The organism is Streptomyces sp. NPDC056231, from assembly GCF_048270745.1.
Lineage (GTDB): Bacteria > Actinomycetota > Actinomycetes > Streptomycetales > Streptomycetaceae > Streptomyces.
The window spans coordinates 4,093-24,909 of record NZ_JBLVKW010000077.1 but is presented as its reverse complement, the minus strand read 5'-3'; the positions used below and the strand labels follow the sequence as shown (position 1 = coordinate 24,909).

Genomic DNA, 20,817 nt, shown 5'->3' with positions numbered 1-20,817 from the left:
CGGTTCGCCGGTCTCGCGTGTGACATGACGTCATGTCCCGGCTTGGGCTGGCCCGGACCCGGGAAACAGAGCAGGCACGGCGCCGGTGATCCGACGTTCCCGCTTCAGGGCACGGAACATCGACCGGAGACCGACGTAGACGTTGCGGGCGGCGGATCCTCGCAGGCGCGCGCGGAGGTGGCGGCGAGAGCGCAGGCGAGCGTGGAGGCCTCTCTGAACTAGTCGCCCGGAGGCGCTCGTTGGGCGCCTGTAAAGTTCTGTCAACTTGTGTCCACTGTCGTTCATCGGTCTGAGGTGGCCGCCAAAAATGGACGCATGGACGGCGATCAGGACCACGAGTCAGAGGAAACTTCCCGTGAACAGAAGGGGCGTTCATTCGCCATAGCAGTTGCGATCGCCGTGACTTCGGCGATCGCTGGAGGGGTAGCCCAAGCAGTGGCCGAAAAGTTTTTGGCCTCGTAACCGACTCGCGACAAGCAGGGAAAAAAAATGGGCGGGGGACGTCGAAGAATCTCGATGCCGACGGAGTCCGAACTGCCGCCTGGAAGGCATCGCAGTCTGCTCGAAGCACTGCATGAGGTGTACCGAGATGCAGGATGCCCAGGCACTCGAAAGATCAGCTCGGCAGCCAGAGAGGCATCATTCGCTGCAGATGTAATTTCCCACCAGTCAGTTGCGAATGTGCTTAATGGTAAGACTTTTCCGGTCTGGGTAAAGCTGCAAGCGCTGGTGGCGGCGCTACTGATTCTTGGCCGGTCTGAATCAATCGAGCCAGAACTCGAAAGGTTCCGCTCTCTATGGGTGGATGCACATTACGGCGAAACCGGTTCCAAGTCCCCCTTAGCGTCAGTCGTAGACGAATCGATGCGCCGGTCTCGGCTCGGGCGTCAATTTGATCCACCCGTCAAGGCCTCTGCCCCTTCGAGCCCTCCAGCTCCCGAACCCGAGGCGTCGTCGGCTGCACAGTCCGTTCCGTCGACGCCAGCCTCACTATTCTCCAGGGGTGATGATAGCTCCACGGATCCCGAATTCGGAGCGATATTTAGAGAGGCTGCCTGGCCCGGGCCTGAAATGTTCTCTGTAAAACACACCCGTAATGGACTTGTCGTAACGCTGAACGTTGCGCACCCCATGGGGGAATCCATTGCGGAGGCCATGGAACGGGATGAGGAGACATCTCGAACGCTGTGGCTGCTCCTGTTTTCCTGGGCTCGCATGGAGGACGAAATCCCGTTCGCCAAACAGAGACTCAGGGCAGAGGATTTGCGGCACAACTGGAGTCGATATGCGGGGCTCTTCATGAGTGCGGTTGATGAAGCAGGGTTGCGTAAAGCATGACAGGGAAGAAAAGTGGCCTCGCATGCTTGGCTGCCCTCGCGTTCGCACCGGACGGTGAGGCAGCGGTACCCAAAGAGTCAGACGATGGATCGTTCGATCTTCCAGTGGTGCCGGCCGAGCCGCTCGCCCGACTCGATGCCGGGGCGGCGATACGTGGCACGGTCCATCTTTCGCGTAGCCCAGGATACGTACTCGGCCGCGAAATACGTCTTATCCGCACGCAGTTTGACGGGGCGACGTCTGCGCGGGCCGCGGCGGGAGCGGATGGCCGGTATACCGCGGAACAGAGGTCTGAGGGCCAGGCCATCGTGCATGTTCGCACGGGAGACGGCCACGGCAACCGGGGAGGCCCTGAGCTTCCCGCCAGGAACCAACTGCTCGGAGAGATCGACAGCCACGACCGCCATCGTGCAGGAGGGTCAACTCACCACGCGAGACGTCCTCCGCGCCTCCTGCAGATCGAGGCAGGACCGACTGCGGAGAGTGGATAATGTGCCTATGTCTGCGCCTTGTGCCTTCTGTGGCTCTAGGGAGCCGCTGACCCGTGAGCATGTCTTCGGCCAATGGGTAAGCAAGATCGGTTTGGACCTCAGTCCCGTCCGCCATTGGGCTGGGCCCTTGAACGGTTTGCCCCGCGAGATGGGACAACAGCCCCCGTATCGGCAGACGGTGAAGAACTTCTGCGCCTCATGCAACAACGGGTGGATGAGCCAACTCGAGGTTGTCGCCCAGCGCGTCCTGACTCCACTGATCCTCGGCAAGTCGGGGACGATCGCGCCGGAAGATCAGGCCGTGATCGTTATGTGGGCCCAGAAGACCGCGCTCACGGCGATGCTCATCTCGAGCGAGGAGCAGCGGAGCGCAGGGTACGGTCTTCCTCCATCTGTGTACAAGGCCTTTCACCAGTGCCGAGACCGGATGCGACCACTAGACGCAAGCCGCTTCTGGGTGGGGCGGTATGAAGGAATGGCGAGGCGTTCGGCCGTCCACGTCACGCCGCTCGCGGTCCGGATTCCGGGAATCCCCGAACCAGATGCGCCACAAGGGTATGCGATCACGCTTCTCCTTGGCGCGCTCGTCCTGCACGGGCTGTTATTCACCACGTCTGCGCTGGAGGTCGGCGTGACGATGGACCTCGGAATGCCGCAGCTATGGCCGTCAGATGTGCCGGTTCAATGGCCAGAAGGACGGCCATGCACAGAATCCTCGTTTCTCCGCCTTGCGGCCGGAAAGATGCTGCAATCTACAGTTGAACCTGTGGAGATCCGAGCTTGGACTCCCGCAACTTCTCTGCCGCAGAGCGCATTCGTGGATGGGAAGGTTAGAGTTCCTGCGCTCTGCGGTGAGCACTCCTTCTTCTACCCGATCGCACTCTTCGAGGAGGTTCGTCGAGGGAGGTTCTACGCATTTGTGACGGGATGCGAGTGCCCGCGTTCGTATCTGATCCACACCGAATCTGACGGCGTGCACTACAAAGCAGTCGGTGCTGCGGACGGGATCTCCCAGATGTACGAGGACCTGGCCGGGGAGGAGATCTGCATCCGTGACGGGACGGGTGTATTCCCTTGTAAGAGGTTGCCTGCGGGACCCTGAACCGTCCCAGGTCACAACCACAACCTGGGATGAACTCCTCCGGGTTCGGTAGGGACTCGATCGATTGACATCTTCAGCCCTCCCGGACACCTCGCCGCTGGAGTACGCCGCGCGCTCCAGCAGGTACCTGTAGACACCTGTCGGCGTGTCAGTGCGGAACGCGCCCTTGGTAGTCACCTCCCGCACTGTAGGCCTGCACCGACTTGTGCAGGCCTACAGCAGGTGGGTCCGCGGCACCTAGCCAGCCACGCACCCCTCTCACATTGAGCTGGCGGTACCGCCACGGCCAAGCGACTTTCACCAGCTCCACTGCATGGGTCGCTCGCCAATCGCGACCCGGTGTGCTTCCCCGGATTGAGTGTCAGCAGCAATTCAGGGCACCGCTCGGCGAGACCGTCTTCACGGACCGAGCGACAGGTTCATGGTCTACCCCGTCGATGGGGTAGGTCGCGCCGAGAAGCTGGTCAGTACGTGAGCCAACGTCTCGAGCGAAAGAAGACTCGTAGGTCAGAGCTCCGAGCCGCGTCGTACCCCAACTTAGACGACTTCTGAGCCAACGCCTCGGCCGTTAGGGGAGCAGCCGGTGATCCTGGGATCGTTGTTCCTGGTGGTCCTCACGTCATCTTCAACGGACTGTACGCCAACGGTCCGTGACGCTGAGGACTTCCCGGATCCGTGATCGCGTCGAGGGCGGCCCGCCATGCCGTCCTGCGGTCTCCCGGATTCGACTCTGTGTCAGCAGCAAGGGGCAGCGGTCCTTTCCGGGCCGTCGCCCCCGGATCAGGGGGTTCTCATGACCCGTAAGAACACGAATGAGCACAGCGCCGCACAGCTCCCGGTGACCACGACGTCCACGGGCTTCGGCATGCCGCACGCTCTGGTCATCCTCGGCTTCCTCACGGCGGCTGTCGTCCTGCGTCTGGCCGCCCGCGCGAGTGTGCAGGACACCATCGTCCTCCTGGGGGTCGCGGGTGGCGTGAGCGTTGTCGTCCTGCTCGCTGCCGGCTACCACCACGGCCAGGCACGGCGCCGCCTGCTGCGGCGGCTGCTGAATGCCGCGCTGATGCCCGGCTCGGGCAACTGAGGGGGCGGCCGTGGCACGACCGGAAATCCCTGTTAACCACACGGTGCCGGATCTGGGGAAGCTCGCGGAGTACCTCCGCTCCTTGCGCCGCGAAGCTGGACTGACGTACAGCGAGCTGGTCACGCGCACCGTGTGCTCCGAGGCCACGCTGAAGCGGGCGGCCAGCGGGAGGTCGCTGCCGGATGTGGGCGTGGCGTTCCAGTACGCCGTGTCGTGTGTCCCCCATGGTCAGCCCATCCATGACGTCGGCCTGACCGTCGTCACCTTGTGGCGCAAGGCCGAGGAGGCCGTGGAGAAAGCGCGGAGGGCTGCTCACCGCTCGTCGGTTCTGCCCAAGCCGCAGTACGCCCGCGATGATGCCGACCTATCGGGAGCGCTGCGGGACGCCTGGGCCAGGTCAGGGCGCCCCTCGACGCGGGCCATGGAGAAGGCCTCGGGCGGCCAGGTACCGCGCAGCACGGCTAACGTCATCGCCTCTGCCCACGCTGTCCCCCGGGACTTTCGGCAGTACGTCGCCTTCCTCCAGGTGTGCGAGGTTAACGGCCGGGTCCTGGAGCCCTGGTTCCGCGCCTGGTTCAAGATCAGGGGCGTCCCCAACGACCCCCAGGCCGGCTTCAAGGCGCTGCAGGGCGACGGGGAGGCCCAAGCGGTCTACGTCGATGTCTACAGGCAGGTCACCGGGCCGGAGGCCTCCCTTGCGGAGGTACTGGAACGTCTCGTCGCCGACCATCAGTCCAGGGAGGGGTACTACATCGACAGGGACGTAGCAGCCCTCACGGAGCTGGTCGCGCCGTCGGCGGGAAGCCCGCGTAGCGACGGTCGCGATTGGATGGACGCTTTCCTCCGGAAGCGGTGGCGCGCCCGCAAGTCGCGCGGTTCGTACGACCCGTTGGTCCGCAAGTACCCCCTGCCGCCGCAGGACCTGCCGCCGGCGGTCTTCGACTATAAGCAGCCACGTCCCGACGCCTCCATCCAGCGGACTTCACGAACACGTCGGCTGGCTGGCGCAGCAGTGCCAGAAGGCAAGCTTCAGTTCTGCGACGTGCACCGGGCCACCGAGTACCTCTACGGACGTTCCCGGGACGTGCCGAAGGTGGTGCGCTGAAGCCCCTATGGATTCAGGGGCAGCCAATCTGAGGAACACCCTGAGCTTGACCTCAGTCCCGTCTTCCAGCCGCTCCACCTGGCACTGGGGACCTTCATAGAGCCCGTGCGGGCCTTGTACTGAGCCAGGGCCGCAACTCGCTCGAAGACTCCAGAGGCCGCTTTGGGGGCCTTGCGGGCGCTCGGGGTGAGGTCGATCGCCTCGAGGAGGTCGCACTGCCCGTCCATCGGGCCCTGCCAAACGTCGTGCTGCCTCCGCCTGGCCAGCCACTTGCCGACGTCCATCCCCTGCACATTGGACAGCCTTTGCCCGATGGGCCGGTCCAGCATCGGCCCCCAGCGAGACCGGCGGCTCCCGTGCCTAACGTGCCAGAAACCATGATTCCCGCTCTGACATGGGAGATTGAGTTGACAACCCTAGATAACGATCGACGTCGATGACCCAGATCGGGGCCGTGACAAGAAGACCGGTCGGGCTCGCTCCACCGTCCCCCGCGGGCGCTACGCCATCGACCCCGACCCGTGGGGCGCCCCGTTCGTCGCCGCTGAATCCCGCCGCCGCGCCCGCAGCAGCGGGCGTGAGCTGCTGCGACCCGGCACTGGGGTTACGGAGTCAGCCGGATGGCGTGACAGTTTCGTCGTCCACCCAGACGACGTTCTGCCCCACCTCGAACCCTTCACACTCGGGGACAACTGGCTCGGGTGCTGCGGTCCCACCGGCGCGCACGGCCCCAACCTGGCCTGCTTCTGCGGCTCTCGCCTGGCCACCTGGGCCGCCGATTGCATGGGCCCCAATGAACTCCACCTCGACCGCGTCCGTGTCTACGCCTGGCATCAGGGCGGACCAGCAGACGGCCATTGACGAAGGTGTGCCCCCACCGTCCCGGGCGGTCTACTCACCACTCCACGGTTGAACAGTCAATGAAGTAGGGACCGAAGATCGAGCCTGGGGATTTTCACGAATCGCCATCAGCATGGGCCGAACGGCCGGCCGGGCTCCCGGACCGAGCCGTGCATGGGGACGCCTGGCCCGGCAATCTTGTCCGCACGAGCAGCGGTCTACTGATGATGGACCTGGAGCGGTTCTCCGTCGGGCCGCCGGAATGGGACCTCGTGTCGACGGCAGTGCGAAGGACGACGACCGGAGCGGTCACCGCACCGGAATACGACGAGTTCTGTGCGACGTACGGTCTCGACGTCACCGTGTGGGCCGGATACCCGATGCTGGCGGGCGCTCGCGAGCTGCGGATGGTGACCTATGCAGCGCAGCATGCGGCGAGCAACGCCGAGCGGATCGGGCAGGCCCAGCACCGAGTCGACTGCCTGCGCGGTCGCTGCGGACCGCGCCCATGGAACTGGAAAGGGATCATGTAGCCGTCGTGGGCCGACGGACGATCACGGTGCTCGCCAGGATCGGAGCCGCTTGGCGATGCCGTACGAGTCCAGGCGCAGGGCCCGGATGTCGTTGATCAGGTCGCGCCACAGCTCGTACGTGGTGTCGACGGGTTCGCCAGAAGCCTGCAGATAGGCGATGGCGACGCCATACCCGTAAGCCTCGTTGCGGGCGGGGAGGGGGCGCAGCAGTACGCATTCCTCCAGGAACACGGCGGCCCGCCAGAAGGCATCCGGGTCCGCCTGATCCAGGTGCGGGGTGTTCACCCGGTGCCTGGCCGCCATGCCGACGAGGACGGACAGGTCGTTGACGGTGAGGTCGGTGCGGAGGATGTCTTCCTGGCGGGCCAGGAGCCATCGGTAGTCGACGAGCAGTTCCACAGGTTCAGGCCGCCCGCGGAATCTCGTGCGCGGCTGCAGGCGGGAGTCCGCCGAAGTCGGCGTCGAACCGGTCCAGGACGCCGGGCTCGTCGATGACGCGGCGGAACGCGGCCGTCGCAGTGTCGAGCAGCTTCTCGTGCTCCTTCTCCGCGGCCACCTTGGCGAGGTAGTCCTTCATGGACATGCCCGCACCGTCGGCCAGGGCCTTGAGCCTGTCCCTGGTGATGTCGTCGATCTTGACGCTGGTGTCTGCCATGGTTCGAGTATGCCGTCTGGCATACCGTTCTGGCTACCCGCTTCGAAAAGTGGCTCTGACCTGGGCTTTTATGGTGAAGCGGGGTCCTCCTTGAACTGGCCGAAGAGCGGCACAGCGTCCAGTGGATCGGTCTCGGTGGCATCGACGGTGTCGTCCGGCCGGTTGTAGCGGGAGTCGGGCAGCGGAGATTTCTCGCCCCAGTCGCCCGCCTCGCGCCGGTCGGCGAGGGGCACCTTGGCGCGCTTCATGTCGGTGTTCGGGCCGGCCCGTAGGGAGTGGCTCGTCACCTTGAGGCCATTGATGTAGGTCACCCCGGCGGCGGCCGCGCGCTTCTTCACGATCTCGTTGATCGCTCTGCCGGACAGGTGCAGGCCTCGCACCGTGGCGTTGCCGCGGCCCTTCAGATTGCCCGTCGTCGACAGGGCCCGGAAGAGAGGAAGGACCGGGTTGTCGGCGTTGAGCTCGCGCAGGTTGCCGAGCCAGGCCCGTACGCGCCGGACGATCTGCAGGTCGGCCCGGTCGCGGATGAACCGCCACTTGCCCTCGCCGTCGCGGCGGGTCTTGGACTTCGCGGTGTAGATCCACACGCCGTCGTCAGCCACGCGGAGGTTCTTCACGAGCAGGTCAGCGACCTCGATACCGCGGGACAGCTTGCCGTAGGCGACGGCGAGCATGGCCGCGTCCCGGCTGCCGATCCGGGTGCTCTCGTCGATCTTGTCGAGTACCTGGACCAGGTAGAAGAGAGTGAGGCCCGCGGCCTGGTCCCGCTCCCCGCCGGCCGGGATGTACTCCTCCAGGCGGTAGTCCTCGATCATCTGCCTGACGAGTGAGCCGTCGGGCCGCTCACCCGCGCGGTACCAGGTGACGATGCGGGAGAGGTAGGCGAGCAGGCTGTCCGGACTGTACTGGCTTCCGTCCTTCTTGCCGCTCTCCATCAGGTGGTCGAAGTAGGCGACGACGTTCGCCGTGGTGGTGGCTGGCCGGGCGATCCGCCCCTCCTTCACGCACCACTCCTCGAAGCGGTCTCGCGTGGTATCGCGGTTGACGCGGGTGTTCCGCGCGCCGCGCTCCTCGACCCGGCGCTTGGCCGACGGGGGGACGATGAAGTCGCGCTCGGTGAAGGCGGGTTGCTCATCCACGCGCGGCGGCAGCTCCCCTTCGACGAGCAGCGTGTCCCGGGTGATGCGGTACGCGGGAGCGGCGCCAGCAACGGTGGCGGGAAGCAGCCGGACAGGCGGGGCGTCGTCGACGAGTTCGGCGTCGACGACTTCCCCGAGTTCGGTCCCTTCCATCCCTGCAGCAGCCGTCACCGTGACCAGGCCTCGGCGACGGCGGGAGTCTGCGGGGCGAAGTGCGGCTGGTAGTTGGGATGGTGGCCCCAGACGGCGGCGATGTGGCGCAGTCCTTGGCCGAGCCCGTCGGCGACGCCGGTCGCATAGTCGGGACCGGCATCCTCGATGTGCGGCAGGGTCTCCTCCCAGACGGCCATCAGGCGCCAGACGCCGAGAACCAGATTTTCCGTTGTTGCGCTGTGCGGGCCCAGCGCAATGAGCTGTCCCTTCATGAAGGCGAGCAGTTGCTCGTTGGTCTCTCGATCGGTGGGACGAGGTTCGTTACTTCCGCTAACTGTCAAGGTCTCAAAATCCTTGCTGACGCAGTGTTTCCTGATCGCCTCTCAGTACCTCATATTCTGCCAGGAATAGGAGGTAAGGCAACCCTAATCGTGTGACATTAGGTCAATCGGGGGTGTAGTGGCGTTCAGAGTCGCCACATGGCCCGCTCGCAGCCGAACGCGGCAGCCTGCACCCGATCACACCAGGGGAGTCGCGTACGGCCCTTCAGGGCCCCGTTCTGCGGGCCGATTTTTCTGACAGTTCGTTGAAGTTCGCCGCGTTTGCGCGTGTTAGTCCTCCCGGAGTGGCGGGGGATACCTGCTGCCGGAACGGTCTGAGAAGGAAGCACAGTCACCCGTTGCCCCGTCAGTCCGCTCCCGCAGGAAGTGGGCGTGGCAGTTGTGGCGGGTGTACTTCTGGATCATCAACACGTAGATCCAGCGCAGGCTGAGGGAAACCCCGCGCGAGGACGTGAAGGTCTTAGCGAGGTCGTGCCCGGCCGCCGCCGCGTCGCACGCCTTGAGCTCGGTCTGGAACAATCCGAAGTCTCTCTCCGCATCGGCTGCGCGAACTCCATCGAGTCCCTCATTGCCATCTGACGGGCCGGTGAAGACATCACCGATAGCCTCGCCTGCGAAGCTTCGCCGGAACCACCACTGCTCTACCTCCGCCATGTGTCGTACCAAGCCAAGGAGGGTGAGGTTCGACGGCTCTACGGTCGTCCGTGACAATTGAGCCGGCTCAAGCCCGCGCACTTGGCCAGCAACGTTTCCCGATGCCAGCTCAGCCAGTCCTTCAACATGTGACGCTCATTTACGGTACCCAGGCCGCTAGCTGCTGCATGGTGCGCTCGACCGGTGGTGCTGTCCATGTCATGGACCCACCCTGCACCGCTATCTTTTGATGCCCCCCGCCACCTCCCGGGCGCCTAATGCCGGTCGGTCTAGGGTGCATAGGTACCGACCGACGAAACGGCATGACAGCAAGTCCTCACCGGTGGACATTAGTTCGCTCAACGAGTAGGGGGCCGCCCGTGTCTGATCCGTCTGTTTCACCAGAACCGCCGGACCGTCAAGCCGGCTCGTTTGAGCCATCGTTTCACGACCAGGAGCACGCGCCCAAACCGCTCCGAAGTCGTCGGATCGCGGACCGATCTACCGTATCGACACTGCTGCTTAGATCCCCCGGAGCCTTCTGGAGCCTCGCGGTCGTTAACATATTTCTCGACTTGTTCTTAGATGGGCCGTGGGTCACCATATTCACGATTGGGTGGATATTTTCGGGGACGCTGGCTTTCATACCGCAGTTTGAAGTTGTAATCGCACGTGTTCTACTCCGGTTACGTGTCCCCACTGACCAGGAGCTGCAACGCCTGGATGCCAGCTGGAAATCTGTCCTTCAAGCTGCGGGCGTGGGCCGCCATCGCTACCAACTATGGGTAGACGACCGTGACAATGTGAATGCTTCCGCTTCTGGCGGACATATCGTCGCAGTCACGCGACGGGCTCTGACCAGCCTTCCCCCACGGCACCTTGAAGCAATTCTCGCTCACGAACTCGCACATCATCTAAATGGGCATTCCTGGGCTATTATCGTCACGCGCTGGTACGAATTTCCTGCACGCTGCTTCCTTGCAGTGCTCCAGGTGCTGACTGTGACTGTTCTCCGGATTCTTTACGCTTTCAGCGGCTGCGGATTCTTGATTGGGCTTTTTATCGCTGTTGCAATACCACTGAGCTGGTTCTGGATGGGAGTTAGCCGCGGCTCGTTGTTCCTGCAGATAATCATGCTCGGCCCAATTGTGGCCCCCGTCCTTTCGGCGTGGGTGGACCGGCAAGCGGAATTCGTGGCGGACAGCCATGCCGCGGAACTCGGCTACGGACCTGATCTTATTGAAGTGTTCGATCGCGAACTGGACGAGAGCAGCGGCACGGAGGCGGAAGAGGGTGGATGGCTGTCACGGCTGTTCTCGACTCATCCGCCCATGGCAGAACGTATCCGCGCAATCGAACTGTGCATGGGGCAGGGCCCACAGTGAGCCGATTCAAACGGGGAAGGATGGGCAACTCCAGGACAGGAAAGCCACAGCCGTGGGACTGGATGAGGAGCGAGTTTCCCGAGGCCGCTGCGCGCCTTGACGGCCTCTGGGCGCGAGGCGAGCTGACCGATGTCGACGTGGCTCGGATCCTTACCGTCGCCCAACACGCATCAAGCGGCATCGATATCAGTGCAGCCCTCGCCAGCCATGGTGCTGCCGCTGTCCCGCACTCGTCAGAGCAGCGCGACCTTCCCGCGCGCCTTTCAGCTCACAATCTCCTCTATGGACAGGTGCGGCTGGGAAGGATCATCCCTGATTCACGCTCCGACCTGATCCTCCACGGCGACTTCGGAGTGGATCTTGACGTCCTCCGCACCTCCATGCTTGTCATCGGCCCACCAGGGTCAGGCAAGACTCGCGGCATTGCGCTCCCCATCGTGGAGCACCTGTCCTTGGAGGCACTGGCTGGGAAAGCATCGGTAGTCGCAATCGACCCGAAGGGAGATGACTTCGCCCGTGCCGGCTGGTTCGACGTGACGATCGACCCCCTCAACCCGACGCACGGATTCAGCCTGTACGGAGGTGCCACCGAGGCCGACATGGCTGCCGACCGGCTCGCCTCAGCTCTCCTTCCCTCCAAGGTCACCGACGACAAGGCGTACTTCATGGACGCCTCCAAGAACGCGCTGTACGCCTGCCTCGCCCCGTTCCGCGCAGCACACGAACGCTGGCCGACCATCAGAGAGCTCCTCAACCTGATGCGCTGCGACCAGGCTGAACACGACCGCGTCCGATCTCGGCTCGCCGGACCACACGCGAAGGACCTCAAGCGGCTCCTGCAGACACGTGCCGCCCAAGCCAACGTCAGAGTCGATCCTGCCGCCAGCCTTCTCGAACGCCTCACGTTGCTCGACCGCCCGGCCCTAATCCGACTGTTCGACCACCCCGAACCGTTCGAGATGCGCGAGATCAACAAGCCCGTCCGCGTCCGGGTGGTTCTGCCCGAAGCGGAGTTCCCCGACGCATCAAGCATCCTGGCCAGGCTGGTGGTGTCCCAGTTCGTGCAGGTGACATCGTCGGCCACGACCAACCGCAGAATCTTCAAAGCCCTCGTCATGGACGAAGCCGGGCGTTTCGTGGACGACTACATCGCACGTGGCATTCAGCGAGTGCGGTCCAACAATGCGGGAATGATTCTGCTGTCTCAAACCCTGGGGGACTTTCCTCAGGAAATCCTGCCAGTCATCTTCGGTTCCACCGGTTGCAAAGCGGTCTTCAGCGGAATTTACCCCCAGGACGCAAAGCAGTTCTCAGACTGGTTCGGAGATCACTACGTGCGCCAGGTAACCGTCACCCGCGGTACGAACCAGGCAGAGCACTTCAACGAGCGAGGCGAATCCTCCGGCGGAAACCGTGGCGAGTCGGCATCCACATCCATACGGCACATCGAACGCGCACGCTGGAGCGTCTCCGACATCATCACTGACATCCCCTACGGCGCCTGTCTTGCCACACTCACACGCTCCAACGGGAAGCGAGTCGGCCCTCTCGTCGTTGACCTGCGCACCTGATAACGCAACGATGCCGCAACACTCGGGCGGAAAATGGACTCTTTGGCCAACCCTCGTGCGCGGCACCGCCTGCCGCCGGGCATCAACGGTGTTGACGCACCTCCACCCGCAGCGACTCGAAGTCTACCCGCCCACAAGGAAGTTGAACAGACACCCCCTATACATCTGCTCCCATGAAGCGGTAAACTGGGGGTTCACAATTTCATAGTCAGTTCCACTCGGTGATCTCTCAGATCACTCTCACCAGTGCTGTGAGAGAAGCCGAGTGGACTGTTGACACAGCCATCTCGCTTCTTTTTCTGCACAGAAATCGGAAAGAATGGCTGCAGCCAACACCCCGGAGGAATCACGCCTGACCCTTCGCGCGAGGGTCGAGCACTGGACGGAGAAACTCGACCCTTGGGTTGCGTTGCTCCAGAAGGTGCTGATCATCGGCGAACTCTGCCGGGTGATTATGAAGATCACGACCGAGCTCCTCTGACGGTCTGATCGCGTATGCGGCCCCCTCCGGGGGCCGCATATTGCTGTCAACGCATCAACCGGATTCCCGCGGCCGCTGCTTCGACGCGCGCGTTGCCAACGCCCCGGAGTGGGCGAGCACACGCTGCAGTGCCGTTTTCGGGCATCGATCGGTTGTTGGACAACTATGAGGCAAGCTCCTCCCGTTGGCTGAGCATCGGGCAGAGGCCGTGATGCACTCTGCCGTCCGGTCGTTTCCAGACCATGCCGACTCGTGACCTCGACATCGGTCACCAAGACGGTGCGCACGAAGAACTTGCCGGCCAACTGCATCTCCCCACAGTGGCAATGTTCCAGAACTGGGAGTACTGGCAAGAACCGTGCCAACTCGTCCAAGTGGGGCGACCCGCGGGCGAAGCTGCTTGCCGGTGAGGCGTGGGAGCAGGCCAGGCCCACCGTGCTGGCCTCGCTCGGGCTACCCGGCCTAGGGGATCAATCGAACCGTGGTTGGCGCTGAGATTGATCTTGGTCGTTTAACACAGTTCCGGGATACGGTGACAGGTTTCTCTGGAAGTCCAGTGGGCTCGGATGACGGGTGGCTACCGTCCACCGGGTGCCGGTGGAATTTCTTACTGATGTGCAGGCGACGGCGTACGGACGGTTCGTGGAGGAGCCGACGCGGCCGGAGCTGGAGCGGTTCTTCTTCCTGAACGACGTGGACCGGGACCTGATCGCGTTGCGCCGTACGACGGCGCACGGGCAGGTCCCGCGTGACTACGGCCGTCTCGACCCGGCCGACGCCGACCTGGCCAGCCCCTGGCTGGCCTGGGCGAAGTACCTCGCCTACCAGCTCGCGGAGGCCCGTGGCTGGGAACGCTGATGGCGATCTCTGAAAATCCCCACCCTTGCTCGTCGTTCCTCAGGAGAAGGCGCTGAGAGAACTCGTCCCAGCGATGGCCGTGTGCGTCAGGGCCGAAGGTGCTTGAGAGTGAACTGGGGCAGGGCGTAGAGGCCGGCCTGGGGGGCGGTCGGGTCGACTGGGAGATCCGTCCCGGGGATGTCCGCAGCGTGGAGTTCGGCGTTGTCGACAGGGGTGTAGGCCAGTTCCGTCGGGTCGGGGAGTTCCCAGAAGCGGCGGGTGTTGTCGGAGACGGCGTAACCGGTGGCGAAGCGGGTGGAGGGCGGTGCGGCCAGCGCGGCCAGGATGTAACCGACGGCGTCTCGCGGGCTCAGCCAGGTCGCCAAGTGCCGCGGCTCGGCAGGCACGTGCTCAAAACTGCCGATACGCAGGCAGATAACGGAGAGACCGAATTTGTCGGCGTACAGCCGCCCGAGGGCCTCGACAGCCGCTTTGCTCACCCCGTAGAGGCCGTCAGGGCGTACTGGCTCCTGTGGACTGCTGAGATGTCCGGCGGGGTAAAAGCCGGTCACACGGTTGCTGCTGGCCAGCACCACTCGCTCGATTCCCTTGCGTCGCGCCGCCTCCAGGACGTGGTGTGTGCCAAGTACGTTGGCTTCGAGCAGGTCCGAAAGGGGCGCCTCGTCGGGGACGCCGCCGAGGTGGAGCACGCGGTCGGCTCCCGTAAATGCGAACTCCACGGCGGCGGCGTCCCGAAGATCCACGGTGTGCGTGTCCTCGTTCTCGGTCTCCTGGCGGATTGGCACGCGGTCGAGCAGGATCAACCGTGTCGCCTCGTGCCGCAGTGCCTCCCGCACCACGGAACCGATGGTGCCCGCCGCCCCCGTTATCGCGACCGTTCCCAGACTCACTGCGCCTCCCCTGGTTTCGACAATCCACGCATCTTCGCGCTCGTTGATCCACTCATCAAGGTGGTGGGGAACTGAGAGAGCAGGTCTGGCCAACCTTAAGCGCCGGGTGGGGAAGTTCAAGGAGCGTCATCAACGCGGCATCCGCTTCGCCGTCAACCGCGGCCTGGCCCTCGTCCTCACCGGCTACGTCGAGGGCGACGTCATCCGGCACACGGAGATCTTCGCCCCGCTGCGGGCCCTGGACCTGCGGTTCGGCCACGTCGTCACGGTCCTGGAAGAGATAGGGATCTTCGAGGACGACAGCGAACCCTCCTTCGAGGGCTGGCTCGCCGAGAAGCTGGAGGGTCTCGCACCCGGCATCCGCTCGGAGACCGAGCGCTGGACCCGCGTCCTGCGCGACGGTGGCCCCCGCAGTCTCCCGCGACGGGAGGGCACGGTCTGGCTCTCCCTCAACCGTGTCCGGCCGGCCCTGCTGGAATGGTCGAACCGCTACGACCACCTGCGGGAAGTGACTCGCGACGACGTCCTGACCTACGTCAAGACACTGCATGGCCGCCAGCGTCACGACCAACTCGTCGCCCTGCGCTCGCTGTTCACCTGGGCCAAAAGGAACGGGCTGATTTTCCGCAGCCCGACCAGCCGGATCAAGGTCGGACAATACGAGTACGCCGTACTGCAACCGCTCATCCCCGCCCAGGTCGACCGCTCCGTCGCGGCGGCCACCACCCCGGCGACGCGGCTCATCCTCGCCCTCGCAGCGGTCCACGCCGCCCGGGTCGCCCAGATCGGCACACTCATGCTTGACGACATCGACCTCGGCAACCGACGGCTGACCATCGCCGGACGCGTTCGCCCGCTCGACGACCTCACCCTGAAACTGCTGCTGGACTGGCTGGAGCACCGGCGAAACCGGTGGCCCAACACCGCGAACCTCCACCTGCTGATCAACAACCAGACCGCCAACACCACCAGCCGGGCCAGCAACCACTGGATCAGCGCTCCCATGCGCGGCCAGGACGCGACCCTGGAGAAACTCCGCGTTGACCGCCAGCTCGAAGAAGCCATGGTCAAAGGCCCCGACCCACTCCACCTCACCCAAGTCTTCGGGCTCGACGAGAAGACCGCGATGCGCTACGCGGACTCCGCGCGGGCTCTGCTGGAACAGGCCGCCGAAACCGGTCCCGTGTCTTGACGCAGACCCACAGGTCATTCCCCAGAACCAGGGCAGTGGACCTGAAGGTCGTCGCAACCCTCACTCCGACGAGGCTGTGGTGATCCGCTTCTCGAACCAGCGGTGGGCATACGGCTCGTCGTTGAAGGCGGTGACCTCCTCGAAGCCGTAGGAGTGGTACAGGCCGATCGCGGCGCTGAGAGCCTTGTTGGTGTCCAGGCGCAGTACGTGAAAGCCGTGCCGGGCGGCCCGAGCCTCCAGCTCGGCCAAAAACCGCCGGCCGAGGCCGAGGCCCCGGGTGTGGGGCGCGACCCACATGCGCTTGACCTCGGCCGGGGCGCCGGGCGGTAGCTTCAGACCCGCGCAGCCGACGGGCTCACCGTGCAGCCGGGCAACCAGGAACAGCCCGTGCGGCGGCCGAAGTTCGCCCGCGTCGGGCAGCAGGCTCCGCGCAGGGTCGAAACCGGCCTCGAAGCGCTCCTGCAATTCGGTGAAGTAGGACCGCAAACAGTACTGGGCATCGGGGTGGTCCGGGTCGACACCGTCCAGCGCGACCGTCGCGGCGGTCAGCAAGCGGTCGACCTCGGCCATGGCGGCCACCAGCCGGACGCGCTGGGCGGTGTTGAGCGGTTCCAGAAGGGAGCCGGCCAACTCGTCGCTGCGGCGATCCAGCGCGGCGCGCTCCGCGCGGCCCGCGTCGGTGAGCCGAACGGTACGCACCCGTCTGTCCCGGGGCTGCGGCTCCACCGTCACCAGGCCGTCGGTCTCCAGAGAGCGCAATAGCCGGCTGACGTACCCGGAGTCGAGCCCGAGGCGCTCGCGCAGCCGCCGTACGTCCTGGCCCTGCTCGCCGATCTCCCACAGCAGCCGCGCCTCGCCGACGGGCCGGTCGCGGCCCAGGTAGTGATCGTGAAGCACGCCCACGCGTTCGGTGACGGTGCGGTTGAACCGCCGCACCTGATCAATCTCCGTCCCATCCATTCTCTGACTCTAGTCAGAGAACCGGCTGTGCGGCCAGAGGTAGTCCGCGACGGTACGCACCATCCGGCCACGGCCGCAGCCCGTAGGTTCGTTCAGCATTCTCGTGTTCACTTGAACCCGCGGATGCAGCGGCCTGAAGCACACTGGCGGACCCCTCGGTTCGCACTGAAGAAGCTTCGGTTTCCCTGAACCCGCGGGGCTCAGGGGGTCCGAGTAGGAACGGACCAGGAAACCGGTGTTGCTGTCAGAAGTTTTGACAGGCCGTGATCGGCCGAAGCCCTTCGATCCGAAGGCGCCGGTGACCAGCAAAACGGCGGAGACCTTCGACATCTCCCAGGTCGGAAGCCCCTTGGTTTTGAAGCCCGCATGGCTTGCTACGGGGTCTCGTTCCCGAGGGCGTTGACGCGGTTCGCGTACTCGCGGCGGGCCTTGCGCTGGGCCGGGATTGCCGAGGGGGCGTCGAGCGGCTGGCAGCGGTCGAGGAGTTGGCGGTGGACCGAGGGCGCCGCGGGGATGCGGAGTGTGTAGCCCTGGCCGCGCCGTACGGTCAGGCCCTGGTCGAGCGCGTCCCGCTCAGCGGGCTCCAGTTCGGCCGCGCGCAGGAAGTCGGCGACCTTGCCCGGCATGTCGAGGGCGACCGCGATCTCCGGCGCTGGGGTGTCCTGGGAAGCGTCGGTGTGCTCGGGCATGAGGTCGGCGACGGCTGTACGGATGGCGCCGCGGCTGACGTGGTGGTCGCGGGCCAGACCCGCGATGGACTGGCCGCCCAGGTACCCGGCGCGCACGGCGGCCTTCGCGGCCGTGACGACCGGTCGACGGCCGCCCTTGTTGCCCTTGGCCTCGGCGGCCCGCAGCCCGTCGTAGGTCAGCTCGCGCTCGAGGTCGCGCTGGAGTTCGCCAGCGGCGGCGAGGGTCTGCACCATGAACTTCACGGTGGACAGCAGCTCTCCAGTGCGCAGGTGGCGGGCGGTGAGGTCCATGGCGGAGAACGCGCCGTCGTGGATGCGCAGGGCGAGACGGTCGCGGTGGAAGACGTCGAGTACGTCGAGGATGTGCCCGGTTCCGCGCAGGAGGCGGAACATCTCGGAGATGTGCACGGTGTCGCCCGGCCGCGCGTACGTGAGCAGCTCGCCGAACTTCGGCCGCTGGAGAGGGTGGAGACGGCTGGAGGTACCGGGGTCCTCCTCGAAGACGACCGGGTCCTCGATCCCGGCCTCGTCGAGGACGAGGTTCTGACGGTCGGTCGACTGCTGGTCGGTCGACACCCGCTTGTAGACCAGGTTGGCCATGCCGCTCCCCGTTGTGGTGGTCGCATTCGACCCTAGCTCTCAGCAAACCCTGTCATCAGCCGCCATCGGATCTGATTGGATCCGAGCCGCCGTCAGGCCCCTGAAAGTCCGGGTTCATTGGACGCCAGTCGCGCCTGCCGTCATTCGATCGTTTGACGACACCTTCTCAGGTGAAGGCAATGGCGGCTCCGGTTGAGATCGAGAGTTTCGCAGCGTGGAGGAGTTGCAGGCATACATAGGACTCGACGCCGTAGCGCTGCCACCCCTCGGTGGCCAGCTGCTCGGCATCGGCGGCCTCGAAGACCTCTTCGGAGTGCGGATCGAGGTCTTCCGGAAGACCGAGGGCTTCAGCGAGTCGACGGGCTTCCTCCAGCAGACGCACCGAAGACCCCAGGTAGCCGCCCGGTGCCTTTTTGTCCACGATGACCTGGGCGAAGTCGACGGGGACGTAGTAGCCCTCGCAGTCCGAATGATGGACCAGATGGTCGAACGGTCCGGGAGGATCACTCGGGAGAGCCTCGTACACCTCACCCAGGAGCGCGTCGTCAGTCGCCCGCTGGCTGCCGTCCAACGGCTCGGGCAGGCGCCCGCCCGCCGCAAGGTGGACAGCGAGACGGCGAACGGTGTGCAGGCCGGAGTAACCCCACGCCTCGAACTCCGCCCCTTCCTCCTCATCGAGGTCGGGCTCAGTCCACTGTCGCGCTCCCGCACGCTCCAGTAGCTCGCCGATCGCGACGAAGTCAGCGCGAACCATCTCGGTGTAGTCGTCGTCCTCGGCGTTGACGAGGACCCCGACCACTATGTTCAATCCCATGGCCCGATCTTGCCATCGGCGATCCGACGATCACTCGTTGCCCTGCCGCCGAGGTCACGCTGCCTGGCCGTAGCGGTCGGTCTCCGGCTGACCGTCTCCCCGCAGCGGGCTGAAGTCGACGTCCAGGTGCGGGTCGTACGCCTCCGGTTCAAGGCCGAGTTCGTGGGTGGAGTATTCGCCGAAGCGGCGGATGTGCTCGGTCAGGTACGGCGAGATGTGGGCCAAGTCCTCGGGGTCGACGACGTGGCCCTCCTCCTGGAGCTGGCGCACGATCTCGGCGATGTCCAGGGCGTTGTGGAAGATCACCGCGTTCGTGAGCAGCGCGTTGAACTTCACTCCGCCGGACGGTTCTTCGACACCGCCTCGCTCCGCATCACCGCCTCGGCGATCTTCCGGGCCCTCGCCTGGTTGTACGACAGGCCCGTCCGCTGGCGAACGGCGGTCCGCTGCCGTTCCGCCGTACGGTTCGCGGCCTTCGGGACCGTGCCCTCCGGCAGGTCCACCGCGCGGCGCACGAAGTCGACCACTGTCTCCGGGATCTCGCCCAACTTCGGGAAGCACCCCATGCGCTGGTACGACTTCAGCGCGAGCAGCTGGGCCAGGAGGTGCTCATCACAGTCGGTCCGGGCGGCTGCCCACTCAACCTCGTCACGGCTCGGCGCGAAGAACAGATGCAGTTCATGCGCGGTGATCAGCCGCTTGAACCGCGGATACGCGGTCCGCTCGATCGAGGTCACAACCCACCCCGCACCAGACGAAACCCAACGTCACCACCAACGACGCTGAGCCGTCCGAGTGACGGAGCAAGGTGCTCAACAATCCAAGATCATTTCGTGGCGGGTTTCTGGCGTATCTGGGTCATGCCCCTTGCAGCCTGGGTCAGAAATAGGAGTCCCGGGCCGTGCCACAGCAGCTACCTCGGGTCAGGACCGGGAGCCTTGTCCAGGCGACGCAGTTCGGCAACGGCATCAAACCCCGCTTCAGCAAACCAGCGCGAAAGCTCCGCATTGCTGTTCAAGGTATCGGCGTGATCGGGGCCAAGGACACGCTTTCGATCTTCTATGAGTTCTAGTAGAGCCACCGCAGCCCTGGCGGCGTCACCGGCGTTGCCACGGAAGCGGGCGGCCTCATGCCGGGTTTCGAGGGTGTCGGGGTGGTCGGGCCCGAGGATACGCGCCTGGTCTTGTACCAGTTCCGCGAGGGCGGCCGCCGCGCCGGCCGCATCTCCGGCCTCGCCGCCCCAATAGGCGGCGTTGTGCCGGGTGTCGAGGGTGTCGGGGTGGTCCGCGCCCTGGACACGCGTCCGGTCTTGTACCAGTTCCGCGAAGGCGGCCGCCGCGCCGGCCGCGTCTCCGGCCTGACCGCGCCAGTGGGCGGCGTTGTGCCGGGTGTCGAGGGTGTCGGGGTGGTCCGCGCCCTGGACACGCGTCCGGTCTTGTACCAGTTCCGCGAGGGCGGCCGCCACGCCGGCCGCATCTCCGGCCTCGCCGCCCCAATAGGCGGCGTCATGTCGGGTTTCGAGGGTGTCGGGGTGGTCGGGCCCGAGGATACGCGTCCGGTCTTGTACCAGTTCCGCGAGGGCGGCCGCCGCGCCAGCCGCATCTCCGGACTCGCCGCGCCAGTGGGCGGCGTAGAACCGGGTGTCGAGGGTGCCAGGGTGGTCCGCGCCCTGGACACGCGTCCGGTCTTGTACCAGTTCCGCGAGGGCGGCCGCCGCGCCAGCCGCATCTCCGGACTCGCCCCGTAGCTGGGCCAGTCTCAAACGAGTGATCAGGGTGCTAGCGCTCTCTGTCCCTCGCACCCGTTCTTCCACCGGAAGCAGCTCCGTCAGAGCGTTCAGCGCTTCCCGCGGGTTTCCGGCCTCGCCACGCCAGTGGGCGGCGTAGAACCGGGTGTCGAGGGTGCCAGGGTGGTCCGCGCCCTGGACACGCGTCCGGTCTTGTACCAGTTCCGCGAGGGCGGC

General features: G+C 65.2%; 21 protein-coding genes and 1 pseudogene. 9 read left to right on the top strand and 13 right to left on the bottom strand.

Going from position 1 to position 20,817, the window contains the following annotated elements:
- Positions 1–1,415: 1,415 nt before the first annotated feature.
- Positions 1,416–1,745: a transposase gene (locus ACNPQM_RS35965; protein ID WP_418087258.1), complete on the bottom strand. Its 330-nt coding sequence runs from the start codon at positions 1,743–1,745 to the stop codon at positions 1,416–1,418.
- Between the two features lie 298 nt (positions 1,746–2,043).
- Between ACNPQM_RS35965 and ACNPQM_RS35960 the strand changes: the two genes are divergently transcribed.
- The 4 genes from ACNPQM_RS35960 (at position 2,044) to ACNPQM_RS35945 (ending at position 6,493) form a co-directional block, all read left to right on the top strand.
- The gene (locus ACNPQM_RS35960) at positions 2,044–2,931 is read left to right on the top strand and encodes a hypothetical protein (protein ID WP_418087257.1); all 888 of its coding nucleotides are present in this window, start codon (positions 2,044–2,046) and stop codon (positions 2,929–2,931) included.
- A 793-nt stretch (positions 2,932–3,724) separates the two neighbouring features.
- A complete protein-coding gene (locus ACNPQM_RS35955; protein WP_418087256.1) occupies positions 3,725–4,015 on the top strand; it encodes a hypothetical protein in 291 nt (96 codons plus the stop codon).
- 10 nt (positions 4,016–4,025) lie between these two features.
- A complete protein-coding gene (locus ACNPQM_RS35950) occupies positions 4,026–5,120 on the top strand; it encodes a helix-turn-helix domain-containing protein (RefSeq protein ID WP_418087255.1) in 1,095 nt (364 codons plus the stop codon).
- 938 nt (positions 5,121–6,058) lie between these two features.
- The gene (locus ACNPQM_RS35945) at positions 6,059–6,493 is read left to right on the top strand and encodes a phosphotransferase family protein (protein ID WP_418087265.1); all 435 of its coding nucleotides are present in this window, start codon (positions 6,059–6,061) and stop codon (positions 6,491–6,493) included.
- A 21-nt stretch (positions 6,494–6,514) separates the two neighbouring features.
- Here ACNPQM_RS35945 and ACNPQM_RS35940 read toward each other — a convergent pair whose 3' ends face one another.
- The 5 genes from ACNPQM_RS35940 to ACNPQM_RS35920 form a co-directional block, all read right to left on the bottom strand.
- Positions 6,515–6,892: a toxin Doc gene (locus ACNPQM_RS35940; protein ID WP_418087254.1), complete on the bottom strand. Its 378-nt coding sequence runs from the start codon at positions 6,890–6,892 to the stop codon at positions 6,515–6,517.
- A 4-nt stretch (positions 6,893–6,896) separates the two neighbouring features.
- On the bottom strand, positions 6,897–7,148 hold the full coding sequence (locus ACNPQM_RS35935; protein WP_418087253.1) for an antitoxin MazE7: 252 nt from the start codon (positions 7,146–7,148) through the stop codon (positions 6,897–6,899).
- A gap of 68 nt (positions 7,149–7,216) precedes the next feature.
- Positions 7,217–8,440 carry a tyrosine-type recombinase/integrase gene (locus tag ACNPQM_RS35930; RefSeq protein WP_418087252.1) on the bottom strand — a complete coding sequence of 408 codons (1,224 nt, stop codon included), beginning with the start codon at positions 8,438–8,440 and terminating at the stop codon, positions 7,217–7,219.
- 14 nt (positions 8,441–8,454) lie between these two features.
- On the bottom strand, positions 8,455–8,781 hold the full coding sequence (locus ACNPQM_RS35925; protein ID WP_418087251.1) for a hypothetical protein: 327 nt from the start codon (positions 8,779–8,781) through the stop codon (positions 8,455–8,457).
- A 270-nt stretch (positions 8,782–9,051) separates the two neighbouring features.
- The gene (locus ACNPQM_RS35920) at positions 9,052–9,516 is read right to left on the bottom strand and encodes a DUF664 domain-containing protein (protein WP_418087250.1); all 465 of its coding nucleotides are present in this window, start codon (positions 9,514–9,516) and stop codon (positions 9,052–9,054) included.
- A 176-nt stretch (positions 9,517–9,692) separates the two neighbouring features.
- Between ACNPQM_RS35920 and ACNPQM_RS35915 the strand changes: the two genes are divergently transcribed.
- The 4 genes and pseudogenes from ACNPQM_RS35915 to ACNPQM_RS35900 form a co-directional block, all read left to right on the top strand.
- Positions 9,693–10,799, top strand: coding sequence for a M48 family metalloprotease (locus ACNPQM_RS35915; protein WP_418087249.1), 1,107 nt, complete (start codon positions 9,693–9,695; stop codon positions 10,797–10,799).
- A gap of 20 nt (positions 10,800–10,819) precedes the next feature.
- Positions 10,820–12,370 carry a type IV secretory system conjugative DNA transfer family protein gene (locus ACNPQM_RS35910; protein ID WP_418087248.1) on the top strand — a complete coding sequence of 517 codons (1,551 nt, stop codon included), beginning with the start codon at positions 10,820–10,822 and terminating at the stop codon, positions 12,368–12,370.
- Between the two features lie 319 nt (positions 12,371–12,689).
- On the top strand, positions 12,690–12,851 hold the full coding sequence (locus tag ACNPQM_RS35905) for a hypothetical protein (RefSeq protein ID WP_418087247.1): 162 nt from the start codon (positions 12,690–12,692) through the stop codon (positions 12,849–12,851).
- A 591-nt stretch (positions 12,852–13,442) separates the two neighbouring features.
- Positions 13,443–13,586, top strand: a pseudogene (locus ACNPQM_RS35900) (DUF4158 domain-containing protein); the annotation flags it as partial.
- A 209-nt stretch (positions 13,587–13,795) separates the two neighbouring features.
- Here the strand turns inward: ACNPQM_RS35900 and ACNPQM_RS35895 are convergent.
- A complete protein-coding gene (locus ACNPQM_RS35895) occupies positions 13,796–14,599 on the bottom strand; it encodes an NAD-dependent epimerase/dehydratase family protein (RefSeq protein ID WP_418087246.1) in 804 nt (267 codons plus the stop codon).
- 106 nt (positions 14,600–14,705) lie between these two features.
- Between ACNPQM_RS35895 and ACNPQM_RS35890 the strand changes: the two genes are divergently transcribed.
- Positions 14,706–15,791 carry a hypothetical protein gene (locus ACNPQM_RS35890; RefSeq protein ID WP_418087245.1) on the top strand — a complete coding sequence of 362 codons (1,086 nt, stop codon included), beginning with the start codon at positions 14,706–14,708 and terminating at the stop codon, positions 15,789–15,791.
- A 60-nt stretch (positions 15,792–15,851) separates the two neighbouring features.
- Here ACNPQM_RS35890 and ACNPQM_RS35885 read toward each other — a convergent pair whose 3' ends face one another.
- The 6 genes from ACNPQM_RS35885 to ACNPQM_RS35860 form a co-directional block, all read right to left on the bottom strand.
- Complete coding sequence (locus ACNPQM_RS35885; protein WP_358943740.1) at positions 15,852–16,751, bottom strand: bifunctional helix-turn-helix transcriptional regulator/GNAT family N-acetyltransferase; 900 nt, start codon at positions 16,749–16,751, stop codon at positions 15,852–15,854.
- Between the two features lie 374 nt (positions 16,752–17,125).
- Positions 17,126–18,040, bottom strand: a complete 915-nt coding sequence (locus ACNPQM_RS35880; RefSeq protein WP_418087244.1) for a recombinase family protein — start codon at positions 18,038–18,040, stop codon at positions 17,126–17,128.
- Between the two features lie 166 nt (positions 18,041–18,206).
- On the bottom strand, positions 18,207–18,854 hold the full coding sequence (locus ACNPQM_RS35875; RefSeq protein ID WP_418087243.1) for a hypothetical protein: 648 nt from the start codon (positions 18,852–18,854) through the stop codon (positions 18,207–18,209).
- A gap of 54 nt (positions 18,855–18,908) precedes the next feature.
- Positions 18,909–19,190, bottom strand: coding sequence for a Tn3 family transposase (locus tag ACNPQM_RS35870; protein ID WP_418087242.1), 282 nt, complete (start codon positions 19,188–19,190; stop codon positions 18,909–18,911).
- Positions 19,187–19,591: a DUF4158 domain-containing protein gene (locus ACNPQM_RS35865; RefSeq protein ID WP_418087241.1), complete on the bottom strand. Its 405-nt coding sequence runs from the start codon at positions 19,589–19,591 to the stop codon at positions 19,187–19,189. The genes ACNPQM_RS35870 and ACNPQM_RS35865 overlap by 4 nt, the downstream gene beginning before the upstream one ends.
- Positions 19,592–19,767: 176 nt before the next feature.
- Positions 19,768–20,817 (bottom strand): tetratricopeptide repeat protein (locus ACNPQM_RS35860; RefSeq protein WP_418087240.1); only part of this gene is annotated, 1,050 nt, incomplete at its 5' end.